This window comes from Bradyrhizobium sp. LHD-71, from assembly GCF_031157255.1.
Classification (GTDB): domain Bacteria; phylum Pseudomonadota; class Alphaproteobacteria; order Rhizobiales; family Xanthobacteraceae; genus P52-10.
Map to the genome: position 1 here is coordinate 36,630 of NZ_JAVIFX010000015.1, position 19,180 is coordinate 55,809.

Annotated in this window: 19 protein-coding genes; 10 read left to right on the forward strand and 9 right to left on the reverse strand. The window is 63.5% G+C overall.

The annotated features are described in order from the left end of the window. Positions 1-49 precede the first annotated feature (49 nt). The 4 genes from mdh to RCO31_RS17675 form a co-directional block, all read right to left on the reverse strand. The gene (gene mdh / locus RCO31_RS17660; protein WP_308969746.1) at positions 50-1,018 is read right to left on the reverse strand and encodes a malate dehydrogenase; all 969 of its coding nucleotides are present in this window, start codon (positions 1,016-1,018) and stop codon (positions 50-52) included. Between the two features lie 131 nt (positions 1,019-1,149). Next, a complete protein-coding gene (gene zapE / locus RCO31_RS17665) occupies positions 1,150-2,343 on the reverse strand; it encodes a cell division protein ZapE (RefSeq protein WP_308969747.1) in 1,194 nt (397 codons plus the stop codon). A 227-nt stretch (positions 2,344-2,570) separates the two neighbouring features. After that, complete coding sequence (thpR, locus tag RCO31_RS17670; RefSeq protein ID WP_308969748.1) at positions 2,571-3,107, reverse strand: RNA 2',3'-cyclic phosphodiesterase; 537 nt, start codon at positions 3,105-3,107, stop codon at positions 2,571-2,573. A gap of 258 nt (positions 3,108-3,365) precedes the next feature. After that, entirely contained in the window at positions 3,366-3,974 is a 609-nt protein-coding gene (locus RCO31_RS17675) for an arylesterase (protein ID WP_374991500.1), read from the reverse strand. Positions 3,975-4,059: 85 nt separating this feature from the next. Between RCO31_RS17675 and RCO31_RS17680 the strand changes: the two genes are divergently transcribed. The 4 genes from RCO31_RS17680 (at position 4,060) to RCO31_RS17695 (ending at position 9,146) form a co-directional block, all read left to right on the forward strand. Beyond that, positions 4,060-4,800, forward strand: coding sequence for an ABC transporter ATP-binding protein (locus RCO31_RS17680; RefSeq protein ID WP_308969750.1), 741 nt, complete (start codon positions 4,060-4,062; stop codon positions 4,798-4,800). Positions 4,801-4,886: 86 nt separating this feature from the next. After that, the gene (locus tag RCO31_RS17685; protein WP_374991501.1) at positions 4,887-7,394 is read left to right on the forward strand and encodes an ABC transporter permease; all 2,508 of its coding nucleotides are present in this window, start codon (positions 4,887-4,889) and stop codon (positions 7,392-7,394) included. Between the two features lie 207 nt (positions 7,395-7,601). Beyond that, entirely contained in the window at positions 7,602-8,390 is a 789-nt protein-coding gene (locus RCO31_RS17690; protein ID WP_308969752.1) for a Bax inhibitor-1/YccA family protein, read from the forward strand. A gap of 219 nt (positions 8,391-8,609) precedes the next feature. Continuing rightward, the gene (locus RCO31_RS17695) at positions 8,610-9,146 is read left to right on the forward strand and encodes an N-acetyltransferase family protein (protein WP_308969753.1); all 537 of its coding nucleotides are present in this window, start codon (positions 8,610-8,612) and stop codon (positions 9,144-9,146) included. Between the two features lie 31 nt (positions 9,147-9,177). On the opposite strand, the gene RCO31_RS17700 is transcribed toward RCO31_RS17695, so the two are convergent. From RCO31_RS17700 to acnA, 3 genes are all read right to left on the reverse strand, one after another. Further along, on the reverse strand, positions 9,178-9,546 hold the full coding sequence (locus RCO31_RS17700) for a DUF2794 domain-containing protein (protein ID WP_308969754.1): 369 nt from the start codon (positions 9,544-9,546) through the stop codon (positions 9,178-9,180). 417 nt (positions 9,547-9,963) lie between these two features. Beyond that, positions 9,964-10,689, reverse strand: a complete 726-nt coding sequence (locus RCO31_RS17705) for a DUF1223 domain-containing protein (protein ID WP_308969885.1) — start codon at positions 10,687-10,689, stop codon at positions 9,964-9,966. Positions 10,690-11,017: 328 nt separating this feature from the next. Beyond that, the gene (gene acnA, locus RCO31_RS17710; protein ID WP_308969755.1) at positions 11,018-13,738 is read right to left on the reverse strand and encodes an aconitate hydratase AcnA; all 2,721 of its coding nucleotides are present in this window, start codon (positions 13,736-13,738) and stop codon (positions 11,018-11,020) included. A 233-nt stretch (positions 13,739-13,971) separates the two neighbouring features. Here acnA and ccmA point away from each other — a divergent pair, with 233 nt between their 5' ends. The 6 genes from ccmA to RCO31_RS17740 all read left to right on the forward strand — a co-directional run bounded on the left by ccmA (position 13,972) and on the right by RCO31_RS17740 (position 17,386). Next, the gene (gene ccmA / locus RCO31_RS17715; RefSeq protein ID WP_308969756.1) at positions 13,972-14,577 is read left to right on the forward strand and encodes a heme ABC exporter ATP-binding protein CcmA; all 606 of its coding nucleotides are present in this window, start codon (positions 13,972-13,974) and stop codon (positions 14,575-14,577) included. Beyond that, positions 14,574-15,242 carry a heme exporter protein CcmB gene (gene ccmB / locus RCO31_RS17720; protein ID WP_308969757.1) on the forward strand — a complete coding sequence of 223 codons (669 nt, stop codon included), beginning with the start codon at positions 14,574-14,576 and terminating at the stop codon, positions 15,240-15,242. Before ccmA ends, ccmB begins: the two co-directional genes overlap by 4 nt. Positions 15,243-15,336: 94 nt before the next feature. Beyond that, positions 15,337-16,068 (forward strand): heme ABC transporter permease, encoded by a 732-nt coding sequence (locus tag RCO31_RS17725; protein ID WP_308969758.1) that lies wholly within the window; start codon positions 15,337-15,339, stop codon positions 16,066-16,068. Positions 16,069-16,078: 10 nt separating this feature from the next. After that, a complete protein-coding gene (gene ccmD, locus RCO31_RS17730) occupies positions 16,079-16,255 on the forward strand; it encodes a heme exporter protein CcmD (protein ID WP_308969759.1) in 177 nt (58 codons plus the stop codon). Next, positions 16,252-16,857: a DsbE family thiol:disulfide interchange protein gene (locus RCO31_RS17735; protein WP_308969760.1), complete on the forward strand. Its 606-nt coding sequence runs from the start codon at positions 16,252-16,254 to the stop codon at positions 16,855-16,857. Before ccmD ends, RCO31_RS17735 begins: the two co-directional genes overlap by 4 nt. 157 nt (positions 16,858-17,014) lie before the next feature. Further along, entirely contained in the window at positions 17,015-17,386 is a 372-nt protein-coding gene (locus tag RCO31_RS17740) for a helix-hairpin-helix domain-containing protein (protein ID WP_308969761.1), read from the forward strand. Between the two features lie 152 nt (positions 17,387-17,538). Here RCO31_RS17740 and RCO31_RS17745 read toward each other — a convergent pair whose 3' ends face one another. Then, positions 17,539-18,132 carry a septation protein A gene (locus tag RCO31_RS17745; RefSeq protein WP_308969762.1) on the reverse strand — a complete coding sequence of 198 codons (594 nt, stop codon included), beginning with the start codon at positions 18,130-18,132 and terminating at the stop codon, positions 17,539-17,541. Between the two features lie 44 nt (positions 18,133-18,176). After that, entirely contained in the window at positions 18,177-19,121 is a 945-nt protein-coding gene (ftsY, locus tag RCO31_RS17750; RefSeq protein WP_308969763.1) for a signal recognition particle-docking protein FtsY, read from the reverse strand. Between the last annotated feature and the right edge of the window lie 59 nt (positions 19,122-19,180).

Sequence of the window (19,180 nt, forward strand, 5' to 3'; positions counted from 1 at the left end):
GATCACCCCTCTTGCCCCGCATTTGCAACGCCAGAGCTCAAATCTGCCGTCATTTTCCGAGCAGGTCGGGCGCAATCTTCTTACAAGCATCGATCAGGCCGCGCACTGAATCGGCCGATTTCTCGAAAGCTGTGCGATCCGCACCGGCAAGCTCGATCTCGACGATACGTTCGACACCCTTCGAGCCGATCACGACCGGCACGCCGACGTAGATGTCCTTCATGCCATACTCGCCGTTGAGCCAGGCGGCGCAAGGCAGCACCCGCTTCTTGTCGCGCAGATAGCTCTCGGCCATCGCGATCGCGGAAGCCGCCGGCGCATAGAATGCCGAGCCGGTCTTCAGGAGGTTGACGATCTCCGCGCCGCCGTTGCGCGTGCGGTCGACGATCTCGTCGATGCGCGCCTGCGAAGTCCAGCCCATCTTGACGAGATCCGGCAGCGGAATCCCGGCGACCGTCGAATACTTCGTCAGCGGAACCATCGTATCACCATGACCGCCGAGCACGAACGCGGTCACGTCCTCCACCGAGACGTTGAATTCGTCTGCGAGGAAATAGCGGAAGCGCGCAGAGTCCAGCACGCCGGCCATACCGACCACCTTCTTTGCCGGCAGACCGGACGCCTTCTGCAGCGCCCACACCATTGCATCGAGCGGGTTGGTGATGCAGATGACGAACGCGTCCGGGGCATACTTCTTGATGCCTGCGCCGACCTGTTCCATCACCTTGAGGTTGATGCTGAGCAGATCGTCGCGGCTCATGCCCGGCTTGCGCGGCACGCCGGCAGTGACGATGCAGACCTTCGCGCCGGCGATCGCCTCATAGGAGTTTGCACCGGCATAAGCGGCATCGAAGCCGTCGACCGGCGACGATTGGGCAATGTCGAGTGCTTTTCCCTGCGGAACGCCTTCCGCGATATCGAACATCACGACGTCACCGAGTTCTTTGAGGCCGACGAGATGAGCGAGCGTGCCGCCGATCTGACCTGAACCAATCAAAGCAATCTTGTCGCGCGCCATGGGGGGACTATCCTTCTAAACCTGCGGGAAAACAGGGCGGTGGGAAGCGAAAACCTGCCCGGTCGATAGCCCTTTCAGGGGGCTCGTTCAAGTCGGCTGTGGCTCAATAATTGGACGCAACCTGAAACTGCTCAGGTTTCGATCAAACCTTCGCGCGAACCCATGCCGGGCTGCTGCTCACGGCCGCCATGAGGCAGCGCCAGATAGGATTCGGAGCTCATCTCGATCAGCCGCGAGGAGGTCCGCTTGAATTCGTTGGCCTCCACGCCCTCGGTGGCAAGGTAAAGCGAAAGCGGATCGGCGTCGGCGGAAGCCACGAGCTTCACGCAATTGTCGTACAGCGTATCGATCAGCGTTATGAAACGCTTGGCGAAGTTGCGGTGCTCGTAGTGCATCACTGGCACGCGATCGAGCACCAGCGTGTGAAAATCGTGCGCCAGCCGCAGATAGTCCGAGGCGCCGAGCGGCACCTCGCAAAGCTCCTTGAAGCTGAAGCGCGCAACGCCGCGGGCTGCGCGCGGCACGTGCAGCTTGCGTCCCTTGACGAGAAGGTCCCGCGGCTTGCCCGGCGCCCCGCCGGTCAACTTCAGCCACGCCTTGTCGAGGGCTGCGTCCGCCTGCTTGTTCGCCGGCACGTGCCACATCGTGACGCCAGCGAGTTTCTCAAGACGGAAGTCCGTGCGCGCATCGAGCCGCAGGATGTCCATCCGCTCCTGCAGCAGCTTGATGAACGGCAGGAACAGCCCCCGATTCAATCCACCCTGGTAGAGGTCGTCCGGCGCCACGTTGGAGGTCGCCACCACCACCGTGCCAAGTTCGAACAGCTTCGTGAACAGCCGGCCGAGGATCATGGCGTCGGCGATGTCGGTGACGTGAAATTCGTCGAAGCAAAGCAGCCACGCCTCGTCGAAGATGGTGGCAGCGGTGAGGATCACCGGATCGGTGTCGGAGATCGCACCGCTGGCGATCTTCTGGCGAAAGCCGTGCACGCGCTCGTGCACGTCCGCCATGAACTCGTGGAAGTGCGCGCGACGCTTGCGTCGGATCGGGCTGGACTGAAAGAACAGGTCCATCAGCATGGTCTTGCCGCGGCCGACCTCACCGTGGATGTAGAGTCCTTTGATCTGTTCGGTCTGCTTACCATTGCGAAGCAGACGACCAAGCAGTCCGGCCTTGCGCGCAGCCGGACGATAATGGGCAAGCCGCGCCTCGAGCGCGGCGAAACGATCGGCGGCCGCGGACTGCGCCGCGTCGGCTTCGATTTCGCCGGAGGTTACAAGCGTCTGATATTGGGAACGGAACGAGGCGGGCTTGGCAGCAGACATACAGCCTTAACGGCCGAAAATCGCGCCGAATGCAAGGGGCATCCGCCCGGCTCGTCTCGCAGTCTTAACGTCCGCATCACCTTGCGGTCGCCTTCGTCTGCGAACCTTGGAGCAAGAGTGACACCAGCAACTTTATGAAGCTAGTGCGCTTTTTTGGATTCGACGCTCGGTTACGGACGTCGTGGCGGATGCCAGCGCAAACGTCAGATCGAGCGCCAGCAGGCCGCTCAGGCGCTCAGCGCATAGGCGTCTTCGACGATATACGGCCCGCCGCCGACCGAGGCGCGGGAAGAGAACAACACGAAACGGTCCACCGTGAAGCTGCGGGCAGGGAAGTAGCCGCGCACGGACAGGTAATCGGCAACGTCCTGGTTTGACGCAGCACGCAGTCGCGCCAGTGTCACATGCGGTGTGAACTTGCGGCCCTCCGGATCAAGGCCCACCCGCTGCATCAACCGCTCCAGTTCCGCCTGCAGCTCCATCAACGGACGGCACGGCGCAACGCAGGCGACGACCGCACGCGGCTTCTTGCCGCCGAACGACGACAGGCCCTGCAGCTTGACCTCGAACGGCCTGCGCTTGATGCGAAGCAGCATCGACGCGATTTCGTTGGCCGAAATGCCGTCTATGTCGCCGATGAAGCGCAGCGTGACGTGATAGTTTTCGGGATCGATCCAGCGCGCCCCCGGCAATCCCCCGCGTAAGGTGGCCAGCGAATCGCTGATGTCCTCAGGGAGTTCCAGACCGGTGAACAGGCGGGGCATCGCACACTCCTCGATGCTGAAAAGCGACGAATCGCCGGTGAGTCTTTGATAACAAAACAGAGCCCCGCTGCGAAGCGCCCGCGACACCCGTGCGGTGGATTTGACGTTCGTACCGGCATTTGCGGCGAAGTCGCGCGCGCGAACGTCAAACCCAAAAAGCGCACTGGAAACATAACGTTGCTGGTGCTCCTCAGGTTTCCGAGCTTGCATATGAGGGTGCCCGCAAATGATGCAAACATCGGAAACGGCGCACGAGTTTTATGACGCTTTTTTAGCCGAAACTTTCGCCAGAAACGCTTCGACCGAGGGCAGGATGCGGGCGACGATAGCGTCGATCCCTTCGGCGGTCGGATGAATGCCATCCTGCAGGTTGAGCTTCGCGTCCCCCGCGACGCCGTCAAGAAAGAACGGATAGAGCGGCACGTCGTAGGCCTTCGCGAGATCGGCATAAATGGGATCGAACTTCGCCGCATAGTCCGGCCCGAAGTTGCGCGGCGCGTACATGCCCGCGAGCATCACCGCGATCTTGCGGGCCTGCAGCCGCTTGATGATGTCTTCCAACGCGGCCCTCGTCACCTTGGGATCAAGCCCGCGCAACGCATCGTTGGCGCCGAGCTCGACGATCACCGCGTCCGTCCCGTCCGGGATCGACCAGTCGAGACGATCGCGGCCGGCGGACGCGGTATCTCCGGAGACGCCGGCGTTCAGGACATCGACCTTGATGCCCTTCTGCCGCAGCGCCTTCTGCAGCCGTTCGGGAAACGCCGCATCGGCCGGCAGACCGTGACCTGCCGTCAGCGAGTCGCCCAGCACGGCGAGCTTGATCGGCGCCTGCGCCCACGCGGCCGTGATCATGCTGGACGACATCAGGACCAATCCTGCCACGATTGCGAGCGACAACATTTGTGTGAGCCTCTCGACCAACACCCCGAATGTCCCATATGACGGTTGCATGGATAGTCTCATCGATCCTCAATTGCGTGCCGGCGTGAGCGCCGACGCCATACACCTCGCCAACGTCAACCTGTCCCTCGGCTCCGGCGCGGCGCGCGTGCATATCCTGAAGGATATCAGTCTGCGCATCGCCTCGGGGAGCGCAGTCGGCCTGATCGGGCCGTCCGGCTCCGGCAAGTCGACCTTGCTCATGGTCATGGCCGGACTTGAACGCCCCGACGGTGGCGAAGTGGTGGTCGACGGCACCTCTTTCAATGCGCTGGACGAGGACGCACTCGCACGTTTTCGTGGGCGTAACGTCGGCATCGTCTTCCAGTCGTTTCACCTGATCCCGACCATGACGGCGCTGGAGAACGTCGCGGTGCCGCTCGAACTCGCCGGAAACGCTGAGGCCTATGCGCGCGCCGAACATGAGCTTGCATCCGTCGGCCTCGGTGGACGACTGCATCACTATCCGTCCCAGCTTTCAGGCGGCGAGCAGCAGCGCGTCGCGCTGGCACGCGCGCTCGCACCCGATCCGGCGATCCTTCTCGCCGACGAGCCGACCGGCAACCTCGACGAGACGACCGGCAAACAGATCATCGACCTGTTGTTCGCCAAGCATGCCGAGCGCGGCATGACGCTGGCACTGGTCACGCACGATCATGGGCTCGCGCAGCGCTGTGACCGCGTGGTGCGACTGCGCTCGGGCCGCGTCGACACGGAAACGGCCGGCACGCTCCGCGCGGGCGCAGCATAGCGATGACGACGCTCGCATCGGACGCCTCGCCATCTGCGCCTTCGCCGGCGCGCGACCGCGCCTCGTCGCAGGCGTTCCGTTATGCGATGCGCGAACTGCGCGGCGGCCTGCGCGGATTTTACGTGTTCGTCGCCTGCATCGCCCTTGGCGTTTTCGCCATTGCAGGTGTCGGCGCGTTGTCGGCGAGCCTCTCCGACAGTCTCGATCGCGAAGGCCGCACGCTGCTCGGCGGCGATCTCGCATTTTCGCTGATACAGCGCGAGGCTTCGCCGCAGGAGCGCGCCGTCCTTGGCGCGCACGGCCAGGTGTCCGCGGTCGCCACCATGCGCGGTATGGTGCGGGCGGCCGACGGACAGCTGGCCCTGGTCGAGTTGAAATCGGTGGACGGCGCCTATCCGACGCTGGGCAAGATCACCGCCGAACCGCAGTTGCCGATGAACGAGTTGCTGGGCGAACGCGACGGCGCATTCGGGGCCGCGGCTGATGCCGTGCTGCTGGCGCGTCTCGGACTGAAGGTCGGCGATCGCGTCAGCGTCGGTGCGGCATCGTTCAACATTCGTTCGGTCATCAGCGCCGAGCCCGACAAGCTCGCGGGCGGTGTCGGGCTCGGACCGCGCTTCCTGATCAGTGAAGCCGGATTACGGGCGACCGAGCTGTTGCAGCCGGGCAGCCTGGTCCGCTGGATCTACCGCGTGAAGCTGCCCGACGCTGCTGCGAGCGAAGCCGCCGTGCTGGCCGTTGCCGACGCGGTGCGCAAGCGGTTGCCGGACGCCGGCTGGGAAATCCGCAGCCGCGGAAATGCCTCGCCGCAGCTCGAGCGCAATGTCGATCGCTTCACCCAGTTTCTGACGCTGGTTGGTCTCGCCGCGCTGCTGGTCGGCGGCGTTGGCGTCGCCAATGCAGTCAAGAGCCATCTCGATCGCAAACGTGACGTGATCGCGACGCTGAAGGCGCTCGGCGCGACCGGCGACGGCGTGTTCACGATCTATCTCGTGCAGATCGTGATCCTGGCCTTGATCGGCTCGGCGATCGGGCTGGCATTCGGCGCGGCCCTGCCGTTCGCTGTGGTTGGCGTCCTGGGCAATCTGCTGCCGCTGCCGATACAGCCCGCCGTACACCTGAGCGACCTCGCGATGTCGCTCACTTACGGACTTTTGACGGCCCTCGCCTTTGCCTTGTGGCCGCTTGGGCGCGTGCACGACATTCCGGTCGCGACGCTGTTTCGCGAGACGACAGGGACGGAGTGGCGGTGGCCAAGGCGGCGCTATCTGGTGATGATGGTCGTGGTGATCGCGCTCTTGATGGCGGTCGCCGTCGGGCTTGCCTACGACCGGCGGGTGGCGCTCATCTTCATCGGCGCTTCGGCTGCGGTGTTTGCGCTGCTGCGGCTGATTTCCTTCGGCGTGATGGACGGCGCGCGGCGGCTGCCGCGGCCGCGCATGACCATGCTCCGTCTCGCGATCGCCAACATTCACCGCCCTGGCGCGCTGACGCCGTCGGTCGTGCTGTCGCTTGGGCTGGGGCTGACGGTGCTGGTGACGATCACGCAGATCGACCGCAACCTGCAGCGCCAGTTCATGGCGTCGCTGCCGGAGAAGGCGCCGTCGTTCTTCTTTGTCGATATCCCCGCCGCCGATGGTGAACGCTTCGATGCGTTCCTTCGCGAGCGCGTTCCGGACGGCAATGTCGAGCGCGTGCCAATGCTGCGGGGGCGCATCGTCGAGGCGCGGGGCCTCAAGCCGGACGAGCTGAAGCCGTCACCGGACGCAGCCTGGGTGCTGCAAAGCGACCGTGGTCTCACCTATACCGCCGAGATCCCCTCGGGCTCCAAGGTCGTCGAGGGTGACTGGTGGGGCGCAGACTATGCCGGCCCGCCGCTCGTCTCATTCGAGAAGAAGCTCGCCGACGGCCTCGGCCTGAAGGTGGGCGACAGCATCACCGTCAACGTGCTCGGCCGCAACGTGACCGCCAGGATCGCCAACATGCGGACGGTCGACTGGCAGAACCTCGGCATCAACTTCGTGCTGGTGTTCTCGCCGAACGCGTTCCGCGGAGCACCGCACACCCACATCGCGACCCTGACGGAACAGAACTCGAGCCCGGACGGCGATGCCCAAATCATCAAGGCGGTCGCCGAGGCGTTTCCGAGCGTCACGAGCGTCCGCGTCCGCGAGGCACTGCAGACGGTCGGTACGATGGTCGGCAACCTGGTGCTGGCGATTCGCGCCGCGAGCGCGATTACGCTCGTCGCCGCGATGCTGGTGCTCGGCGGCGCGCTGGCGGCCGGTCACCGCCACCGGCTCTACGACGCCGTCATCCTGAAGACGCTGGGCGCCACACGCGGCCGCCTGATCGGCGCCTACGCCCTCGAATATCTGATGATCGGACTCGCCACCGCCGTCTTCGGACTGCTCACTGGAACGATCGCCGCATGGCTGATCGTCTCGCGGCTCATGACTTTGACGTTCGTCTGGGACGGGCCGAGCGCGGCGGCAGTGGTTGCCGGCGCGCTGACCGTGACGATTGGTCTCGGCCTGATCGGCACATTGATCGCGCTGAACCAGAAACCCGCGCCCGTGCTGCGGAATTTATGACAAAATGTAGCAGCGGAATCGCGGCTTCGCGACATTCAGCCGCGCGTGGACCGTTGCAGCGAATGTGTTAGTTTCCCACATGTTCTTTCGGGTCGGATACCGCTTGAACTAGCCCGCAAGGGCGACGCAATCGGGGGTATTCGGGACAAATATCGGGCCGGCGACGCAGACCCTGCGCCATGCCGGACAACATTCGAGGTTTCGACCATGTCGGACTTGGACCGTAACTACGCATCTCCTTTCGGCCGGGCTGCCACCCGCGCGGATGCCGCGACCGTCGATGCCGGTCTGCGCGCCTACATGCTCCGCATCTACAACTACATGGTGATCGGCCTTGCGATCACCGGCTTCGCCGCGCTCGGCGTCTATATGGCCGCCGTGACCGGTGATCCGGCGGCGGCGGCCGGCCGGATCGCCAACACGTATCTGACGTCGTTCGGCGTTGCGATGTTCGTCAGCCCGCTGAAGTGGCTGTTCATCCTCGCGCCGCTGGCGATGGTGTTCGTCATCTCGTTCGGCATCCAGCGGCTGCGCCCGGCAACGGCGCAGATGTTGTTCTGGGTGTTCGCGGCGCTAATGGGCATCTCGCTGTCGTCGATCTTCCTCGTCTACACGCACACCTCGATCGTGCGCGTGTTCTTCATCACGGCGGCGGCGTTCGGTGCGCTGAGCCTCTACGGCTATGCCACCCAGCGTGACCTCACCGGCATGGGCTCGTTCCTGATCATGGGCCTGTTCGGTGTCATCATCGCGAGCTTGGTCAACCTGTTCCTCGCCTCGTCGATGCTGCAGTTCGTCGTCTCGGTGGTGGGCGTGCTGGTGTTCGCGGGCCTCACCGCCTGGGATACGCAGCGGCTGAAGAACGAGTACATCTACGGCTACGCCGGCGAAGGTGACGTCGCGGAACGCTCGGCGATTCTCGGAGCGCTGTCGCTGTACCTGAACTTCATCAACCTGTTCACGCTGCTGATGCAGCTGCTCGGACAGCGCGAGTAAGTAACCGGTCTCGCAATCAAGCGAACGACAGAGCCCCGGCCCAACGGCCGGGGCTTTTGTTTCTGTCGTCCCTGCGAAAGCAGGGATACACCTCGGCGGCGTGAGAGCGACGGGCGCCAGTCATCTTCACGAAACATGTGGATGCGCCCGACTTCATGATAGATACGAAGGCTATGGATCCCTGCTTTCGCAGGGACGACAGAGATTTCGCGTCACGCCATGTCCCCGCATATCAGACCCGCCACGCCGGCCGACCTTCCCGCCATTACCGCAATTTACGGCCACGCCGTTCGCACCGGTACCGCCACTTTCGAACTCGACCCGCCCGATCTCGCCGAGATGACGCGGCGGTACGATGCGCTGATCGCGGGCAACTTCCCCTATCTCGTGGCAACCGCCGACGGCGGCATCCTCGGCTATGCCTATTCCGGACCTTACCGGCCGCGGCCGGCCTACCGTTTCACCGTCGAAAACTCGGTCTATCTCGATCCGGAAGCGCAAGGGCGGGGCGTCGGCACGCAGCTGATGCAGGCGCTGATCAAGGAATCCGAGGCGCGCGGCTACAGGCTGATGGTGGCGGTGATCGGCGATTCGGCAAACGCCGCCTCGATCGGCATGCACGTGCGCACCGGCTTTCAGATGGTCGGCACCTTCAGCAACGTCGGCCTGAAGTTCGGCCGCTGGCTCGATACGGTGATGATGCAGCGGCCGCTCGGCGAGGGTGCGAGCACCATTCCGCTCGATAGTGAGCGGTGAACAAGGATTTCCCCTTCACTGCTCACTGAGCTCACACGACCGACAGCTTGCGGTCGATCACCAGCAGCACGCGGTCGAGTTCATGGCCGCGGCGCAGGATGTGGCCACTGGCCGAGATGACGCTATAGGCGCCCTGCTTGCGCGCAAGCCGTGGATCCTTCTCGATACGATAGAGCGGCATCTCCGAGGCGCGACGAAAGATCGAGAATACGGCGCGGTCTTTCAGGAAGTCGATCGCGTAGTCGCGCCATTCGCCGTCGGCGACCATGCGGCCATAGAGATTGAGGATACGATTGAGTTCGAGGCGATTGAAGGTGACACGTCCAGGAGCGGATGCGCTTGCGAGGCGCTCCGCCCCCCGGCTCTCGCTGGGATCACCATCGCCGATCGTCAAGCTCATGCGGCGCCTCCTGTCAGGATCTGGAGATTACGCCGGGCGTACGCCGCTGCAAGCATTAGTGACGGCGGCATGAAAATTGTCCGCAATCGGCGCCATTCCGAGCCGTCACGGGATCGTTAGGCCAAACCATAATCATGCCCAATTTCGGCCAACCCCCCGCCGCCCTGATTTGCGAAACAACAATCTCTGCGTTGGCCCGATTCTTTTGGCTTCGGATTCCTCAGCCCCCAGCCCCCCGGGGCTTTAAGGATCGGGCCCTTCGCAGAGACCTCAATGATCTCGAATATGATGACTGCGACTATGAACCGGCGCGAGCCGGTTTTTTGTTGCTTTGCGCAAACTTCGCAGACAATTGACGGGATTTTCCTGCGTCGGCGGAGCGGCCGTCCGGGGCGCCGGCCAGAGGCCGACTGTCAATCAGCGTAACGCCGAATAGGCGGCACCGAGCATCGCGCCAGGCCGTTCGCGGCTGCCTTCCTGAATGTAGACGACGGCGCCATCGACGCCCTGACTGTTGAGGTTCTCGATCGGCACGGTCCATGTCGCCGGCTTGCCGGTCCAGTCGCCGACCTTCAACCAGTTGCGCACAACGTTATGGTAGGTGATCTCCTTGCCGCGGTTCTCGCCGCGGCCGATCGCAACCGGCACCTGCTCCGCGACTGAGCAGATCCAGACCTCGCCCGCACTATCGCCGGATGGGGACTCCGGCACCGAAACCTTGATCTGTCCCTTTGCCACCGACACCTTGACCGGCACCGACATGACCCCGGATTTTCCGGAGCTCTCACTGATGGCGCGATCGATGCTCGCCCGATCGTTTCCCAGCGCATGCAGCTGGCCATTGACGACGACCTGCGGCGTGTAGATCTGGCGGTCGCCCCGAACCTTCGAATACGCCTTCTGCCGCGCCGTGAATTTCGGATCGGCGAGCGTGTCCTTCCAGCCGAGATAATCCCAGTAGTCGATCGGCAGGCTGATTGCGATGACGGTTGGATCCTTGGCAATCTCGCCGATGAGCTTGTCGGCCTCCGGACAGGACGAGCAGCCCTGCGCGGTGAACAGCTCAAGCACCGCGCGCGGCTCGGCGGCCGCCGACGGAGTAGCGAAGAGCAGACCCACGCCGGCGGCGACCGCGACCGACATCGGCGAGACGGACCCTGTTCGCTCTTTCAATTGCGGGAGTCCCTCCTGCATTGCACCGCTCATATTGGCGCCCCCGGCTAGTGTCCCGATTCTAACGTTCGAATCATCTTGCGACGACCTCGCATGTGATCGTTAGAACCAAGAGGGACTAGAACTCTATGATGCTGGTCCACTTTTGCATTTGACGTTCGTACGCTGGTACTCGCGGCAATGTTGGTACGAACGTCAAATCCAGCGCACCAGCGCAAGCTGCCTGTTGAAAAGGCGGCCTACTCATAGGCCGCCTTTCAATCACTGGCACCTCACATCGCAGTGAGACATCCAACTCTCACGCCGCCAGCTGCCGCAACACGTAGTGGAGAATGCCACCGTTGCGGAAATATTCGAGCTCATCGAGCGTGTCGATGCGGCAGAGCAACGGAACCCGTGTCAGGGACCCGTCACTGGAAACGATTTCGGCCGAAAGCATCTGCCGCGGCTTGAGATCACCCTGCAGGCCGCGAATGGTCACCTGCTCGTCACCCTTCAGGCCGATCGATTGCCACGACGTGCCTTCCTCGAAGGTCAGCGGCAGGACGCCCATGCCGACCAGATTGGAACGATGGATGCGCTCGAAGCTCTGGCAGATCACCGCGCGGACACCGAGCAGACGCGTGCCCTTCGCAGCCCAGTCGCGCGACGAACCGTTGCCGTATTCCGCGCCTGCGAACACGACCAGCGGGACCTGCTCCTGCTGATACTTCATGGCCGCGTCATAGATCGACATCTCCTCGCCGTCGGGCCAGTGCTTCGTCAGGCCACCCTCGGGGATGTTGCCGTCCGCGCCCTTCAGAATGAAGTTCTTGATGCGGATGTTGGCAAAGGTGCCGCGCATCATCACTTCATGATTGCCGCGCCGCGTGCCGTACTGATTGAAGTCGGCCGGGCGAACCTGCCGCTCGGAGAGGTAGCGTCCCGCCGGCGACGTGAGCTTGATCGATCCCGCGGGCGAGATGTGGTCGGTCGTGATCTTGTCGCCGAAGATGGCAAGGATGCGCGCATCGACGATATCGGTCACCGGCTCCGGCGTCTTCTTGATGCCTTCGAAGTAAGGCGGGTTCTGCACATAGGTCGAGCTCATGTTCCAGCGATACGTCTCGCTGTCGGTGGTCTTGATCTTGCGCCAGTTCGGATCGCCCTTGAACACGTCGGCGTAACGGGTCTTGAACACCTTCGAGGTCACGTACTTCTTGATGAAGGCGTTGATCTCCTTGGTCGTCGGCCAGATGTCCTTGAGGTAGATCGGCTTGCCATCCTTGCCCGTTCCGATCGGTTCGATCGCGAGGTTCTTCCGCACCGATCCGGCGAGCGCGTAAGCGACGACGAGCGGCGGCGACGCGAGATAGTTCGCCTGCACGTCCGGGCTGACGCGTCCCTCGAAGTTGCGGTTACCCGACAGCACGGCCGCGGCGATGATGCCGTTGTCGTTGATGGATTTCGAAATCTCCTCCGGCAGCGGACCGGAATTGCCGATGCACGTCGTGCAGCCGAAGCCGATCAGGTTGAAGCCGACTTTGTCGAGGTCCTTCTGCAGGCCCGAATTCGCAAGATACTCGGCGACCACCTGGCTGCCCGGCGCGAGCGACGTCTTCACCCACGGCTTCGCCTTCAACCCCTTGGCGGCGGCATTGCGTGCGAGCAGGCCGGCACCGATCAGCACGCTGGGATTCGACGTGTTGGTACAGGAGGTGATCGCCGCGATCACCACGTCGCCATGGCCGAGGTCGTCGGGACGCCCCTCGACGGCGTAGCGCTGCGACAGCTCCATTGCCTTCTTGTACTCGTTCTCCATCGCGGTCGTGAAGCCTTCCGCGACCGACGGCAGCGCGACGCGCCCCTCCGGCCGCTTCGGCCCTGCGAGCGACGGCACGACGTCGGCGAGATCAAGCGTCAACGTCTCGGTGAACACCGGATCCGGCGACGCCGAGGTGCGGAACATGCCTTGCGCCTTGGCATATTTCTCAACCAGTGCGACGCGCGCGGCAGCACGTCCGGAGGTCTTCAGGTAGTCGATCGCTTCCTTGTCCACGGGGAAGAAGCCGCACGTCGCGCCGTATTCGGGCGCCATGTTGCCGATCGTCGCCTTGTCGGCGACCGAGAGGTTGTCGAGACCGGGGCCGAAGAACTCGACGAACTTGCCGACCACGCCCTTCTTGCGCAGCATCTGCGTCACGGTGAGCACGAGGTCGGTCGCGGTCACTCCCTCCTTCAGCTGGCCCTTCAGCTTGAAGCCGATCACTTCCGGCAGCAGCATCGACAGCGGCTGGCCGAGCATCGCCGCCTCCGCCTCGATGCCGCCCACCCCCCAGCCAAGCACGGCGAGGCCATTGACCATGGTCGTGTGCGAATCAGTACCGACCAGGGTGTCGGGGTACGCCACCTCGAAGGTGCCGGTCTTCTTGCCGATGGTAAGCTTTTCCTTCTTCGTCCAGACCGTCTGCGCGAGATATTCGAGATTGACCTGGTGGCAGATGCCGGTGCCCGGCGGCACCACGGAGAAGTTGGAGAACGCGCGCTGGCCCCACTTCAGGAACTCATACCGCTCCTGATTCTGCTTGTACTCCTCCTCGACGTTCTTCTTGAACGCCTGGTTGTTGCCGAAGAAGTTCACGATCACCGAGTGGTCGATGACGAGATCGACCGGCACCAGCGGATTGATCTTCTCCGCGTCGCCTCCGAGCACCTGCATCGCGTTACGCATCGCGGCGAGGTCGACGACCGCAGGCACCCCGGTGAAATCCTGCATCAGAACGCGCGCAGGACGGAACGCGATCTCATGCTCGAGCTTGCGGGTCTTCAGCCATTTCGCCACCGCAACGATGTCGTCCTTCTTGACGGTGCGACCGTCCTCATTCCGCAGCAGGTTCTCCAGCAGCACCTTCATCGAGAACGGCAGCCTGGAAATGCCTTTCAGACCGTTTTTTTCAGCCGCAGGCAGGCTGTAGTAGACGTAGGTCTTGGCGCCGACCTTGAGGGTCTTGCGGGATTTGAAGCTGTCGAGCGAGGTCATGTAGTGGAATCCCCAAGTAAAGTCAGTTAGTTACCTCGGAGGAGAGGCATCTTGAAACCGCGAGCGCAGGCGAGGCAAGAGGCACTTCTGCGGAGAAGCGGTGCGGCATCCGGTTCCGGTTTATAGTCATTTTAAACTTCCCGCCAATCCGCAAATTGAGTTTCTGGGATGCATTTCAAACTGCATTCCCAAGCATTTGCAGGATAGAAGGCCCGCGAGAGGGTTGAGCGAAGATGCGGCTTGCGGGCAGCGACGTGACGTGCATTCGCGGGGGGCGCGAGGTTTTTGCCGCTCTCAATTTCACCGTGGGTGCCGGTGAGGCGCTGGCCGTCACCGGCCGCAACGGCGCCGGAAAATCCTCACTGCTGCGGCTGATCGCCGGACTGCTTCTGCCTGCCGGCGGATCAATCCAGTTGCACGGCGCCGAGACGGCCGGCCCGCTTGCCGAACAATGCCACTTTCTCGGCCACCGGGACGGCCTGAAACCATCGCTGACGGTGACGGAAAATCTCGAATTCTGGCGCGACTTTCTCGGCGGCGAGCGCGGCCTGTCGACAGAGGAAAGCCTCGACGCATCCGACATCGCCAATCTCGCCGACCTGCCGGCTTCCTATCTCTCCGCCGGACAGCGGCGACGGCTGGCGCTCGCGCGGCTGGTCGCCACGCGGCGGCCGATCTGGCTGCTGGACGAGCCGACGTCGACGCTCGATTCGCATGCGCAAGAGCTGCTCGCCGGGCTGATGACGAAGCACCTTCATTCCGGCGGCCTCATCGTGGCGGCCACCCATGACACGCTCGGCATCGCCACCCGCGAACTGCGAATCGGAGGCGGTCGTTGAGCGCGCTCGCAGCCCTGATACGACGTGACGTCCTTGTGTCGCTGCGGGTCGGCGGCGGGGCGCTGATCGGCGTGCTGTTCTTCCTCAGCGTCGTGGTGCTGATGCCGTTCGCGGTCGGACCCGACCTGGCGCTGCTGAAGCGCATCGGCCCCGCGATCCTCTGGCTCGGAGCGATGCTGGCGAGCCTGCTGACGCTCGATCGCCTGTTCGCCGCAGATCACGACGACGGATCGCTCGACCTCATCGTCATGAGCAGAACACCGCTGGAACTAGCGTGCATCGCCAAGGCGCTGGCGCACTGGGTGGCATCGAGCATTCCACTGATCGCCGCAGCGCCGGCCCTGGCGTTGATGCTCAATCTCGATGCGGCAGCAACGATCGGCGTCATGCTGACTTTGCTGGCCGGAACGCCCGCCCTGACCCTCATGGGCATGATCGGTGCCGCGCTTGCCGTCACGCTGAGGCGGGGCGGGCTCCTGCTCCCCGTGCTGGTGCTGCCGCTGTCCATTCCGACGTTGATCTTTGGCGTGATCGCCGCCAATGCCGCAGCCAGCGGACAGTCGCCGTTCGGGCCGCCATTCTCGATCCTTTGCGCGCTTTCATTGTTCGGCCTCGTGGTCGGGCCGTTGGCGGCGGCGGCGAGCCTGCGACAGGGGCTGGACTGATGCACAACGGCGGTAAGATAGCATCGCGCGAAATTGAGTTCCGCAACCGGGGGCCTGCATTGCCTGCATCGCCGCCCGCCTCTATCAGGACCCCATGAGCCTCATCGACCTCGCCAACCCATCGCGCTTTCTTAAGTTCGCCGAGCGCGTGCTGCCGTGGCTCGCAGCGGCGACCGCAGTGTTGATGCTGGTCGGCCTGCAACAGGTGTTCGCCGCGCCGGACGACTACCAGCAGGGCGCGACGGTGAAGATCATGTTCATCCATGTGCCGAGCGCGTGGCTGTCGATGTTCGTGTGGGGGGTGATGAGTCTCGCGGCACTGGGCACACTGGTGTGGCGGCATCCGCTCGCCGACGTGTCGGCGAAGGCCGCGGTGCCGATCGGCGCGGCCTTCACCTTCATTGCGCTGGTGACCGGTTCGCTGTGGGGACGTCCGATGTGGGGCACCTATTGGGAATGGGATGCACGGCTGACATCGGTGTTGATCCTGTTCCTGATGTATCTCGGGCTGATGGCGCTGTGGCGCGCGGTCGACGATCCCTCGCGCGCGGCCCGCGCAGCGGCGATCATCACCCTGGTCGGTGCGATCAATCTGCCGATCATCAAGTTCTCCGTGGACTGGTGGAACACGCTGCATCAACCTGCCTCGGTTCTTCGGATCGGCGGTCCGACGATTCACCCATCGTTGCTCGTGCCGCTGCTGATCATGGCCGTCGCGTTCTCGCTGCTGTTCCTGACCCTGCACCTTGCAGCAATGCGCAACGAGATCCTGCGCCGGCGCGTGCGCACGCTCCGCCTGTTGCAGGCCTCCGCGGCGCGGGCTTGACGAGGCGCGCATGACACTCGGTCAGCATGCGACCTTCATCATCGCCGCCTACGCGATCGCCGCAACCGTCGTTGCCGGCTTGATCGTCTGGGTCGTCGCCGATTATCGGCGCCAGCGCGCGATCCTGCACGATCTCGAGATCGCCGGAATGAAACGCCGCTCGGCGCCGCAGGCCAGCCGCTCATGAGCGCACAAGGCGATCCACACACCGTCACCCGCGCCTCGCGCAATCGTCACTGGCTTGCGCTGATACCGCTCGTCGTGTTCGGCGGCCTAGCCGTGCTGTTCTTCTTCCGGCTCGGCAGCGGAGACCCCGCGCAGATTCCGTCGGCGCTGGTCGGCCGTCCGGCGCCTGCAACGACGCTGCCTGCGCTCGAGGGACTAACCGACAACGGCCGCGTCATTCCCGGCCTGACGCCCGAGACGCTGCGCGGCAAGGTCAGCGTCGTGAATGTGTGGGCCTCCTGGTGCGTGCCATGCCATGAGGAAGCGCCGCTGCTGCACACGCTGAGCGCGGACAAGCGCTTCCAGATCGTCGGCATCAACTACAAGGATGCGACCGACAATGCGCGGCGTTTTCTTGGCCGCTACGGCAATCCGTTCAGCGCTGTCGGCGCCGATGCCAACGGTCGCGCATCGATCGAATGGGGAGTCTATGGTGTACCGGAGACTTTCGTCGTCGGCCGCGACGGCAACATCTCTTACAAGCTCATCGGTCCGATCACGCCGGCGAATTATGAGACAGTGCTGAAAGCGGAAATCGAGAAGGCCTTGCGCGCAAGCCCGTGAACGTCCGTTCATTAACTCCGCGACATCATCTCACGAAAATTTTTTGCGCGTTTATCTGACGTTCATTCGCCGAACAATTCTCCGCCACGAAGCGCGCGCTCAATCGCGCACGTCGTCGGTCGACGACAGCCATGACTGTCTCTGGAGGGACATACCTATGCGTCATCTTACGCTCGCAGCCTTGACCGCAATCGGACTCGTCGCAGCCACCCCGCTGCTCGCACAGACGCCCGCGCCTGCCACCGGCGGAAGCAGCGCGATGCACAAGTCGGCGCCTGCACCCGCGTCAGCGACGAAGGGGCCGACAACGACGGACGTCATGCACGCGAAACACGCCGAGCAGATCGACATCAACTCGGCGACCGAAGCTCAGCTCACCACGCTGCCGGGTATCGCCAAGGCGCGCTCGGAAGCGATCATCAAAGGCCGTCCCTATAAGGGCAAGGACGAGCTCGTGAGCAAGAAGATCGTGCCCGAGAACGTCTACAACGGGATCAAGGACAAGATCGTCGCCAAGCAGAAAAGCTGATCGCAATCGATGCTGAGGGGGTGCGAACGCGGGAGAAGTACCGGCTTCCGTGTCAGCTCCCCGCAAGATTGCACGGCTGAGTATGCCGACGGCGCACCGGTTTCCCCGGCCGGTGCGCCGGTTTTTCTTTGAGCCTCGTCGTCGATCGACGGCTACACATCGCCGCGCCGGGCGTCGCTGGTCTCGGCGGTTGCGGGCTGAATGCTGTGGCGATTGATTAGCGGCATCTGCAGCATCGCGAACACGGCCGTGATCGGCACTGCTCCGAAAGCTTTGAACGCGACCCAGAAGTCGGTCGATTGCGTTCGCCAGATGATTTCGTTCAACGCCGCCATCGCGAAGAAGAACATGGCCCAGCGAAACGTCAGCGCGCGCCAGCCCGCAGGCGTCAGGTTGAACATCTGGTCGAACATGATGGCGATGAACGACTTGTGGAACAGCAGACCGACGCCGAGAATCAGTCCGAACAGGCTGTAGATGATGGTCGGCTTCATCTTGATGAAGGTCTCATCGTGCAGCACCAGTGTCAGCGTACCGAACACGAGCACGATCACGGCCGAGACGATCGCCATCAGCGGCACGTGACGCACCACTGCATAGGAGACGGCGATCGCGACGACGATGGCAACCATGAACGCGGCGGTCGCCACGAACAGGTCGAACCTCGCGTTCGCGACGAAGAAAACGACCAGCGGCCCAAGCTCGGTCGCAAGCTTGAACAGCGGATGCGGCGCGGCCTTGTCCATGCGATCTCTCGTCCCTTGATCTTTTGTCAAATCGAGGCCTGCAGCTACTCGATGCCAGCAATGGCTCTCGCGAAATCCTTCGCCGTGAACGGAGCGAGATCATCGATCCCTTCGCCGACGCCGATGAAATGCACCGGCAAGGCATACTTTGCCGATAGCGCGACCAGGATGCCGCCGCGCGCGGTGCCATCGAGCTTGGTCATCACCAACCCGGTGACGCCGGCCGTCTTGCGGAAGGCATCGGCCTGCGACAACGCATTCTGGCCGACGGTGGCATCCAGCACCAGCAGCACGGCGTGCGGCGCCTCCGCATCCACCTTCTTCATCACGCGAACGACCTTTTCCAGCTCGTTCATCAGCTCGGCCTTGTTCTGCAGCCGGCCGGCCGTGTCGATCAAGAGCACGTCGATGCCGTCGGCCTTCGCCGCGATGAGCGCATCGAAGGCAAGGCCGGCGGCATCGGCGCCCTGCCCCCGCGCTATCACCGGCACGTTGGTGCGCTCGCCCCAGATCTTCAGCTGCTCGACGGCGGCGGCGCGGAACGTATCGCCCGCGGCCAGCATCACCTTGCGGCCCTCGGCGCGAAACCTTGAGGCAAGCTTGCCGATTGTGGTCGTCTTGCCGGAGCCGTTCACGCCGACGACGAGAACAACGAACGGCTTTCGCGCGTCGTCGATCGCAAGCGGCTGTGCGACCGCCGCCAGCACCTTCTCGACCTCGGTCGCAACGACCGCCTTGACCTCGTCGGCGGAGATCGACTTGTCGTAACGACCTTCCCCAACCGCCGCGGCGATCCGCGCCGACACGTCCGTGCCGAGATCGGCGCGCAGCAGCACATCCTCGATGTCGTCGAGCATGGCGCGGTCAAGCTTGCGCTTGACGACGAGATCGGCGACCGCGGAACCGAGCGAACTCGAGGTCCGCTTCAGGCCATCGGAAAGCCTGCGCCACCAGCTCCGTTTCGGTTGTTGCTCAGTGCTGTCGTTCATCTGGGGCGTGTGATAGCCGTTTCATCACCATGACGAAAGCGGCGAATGAACCGGGAACA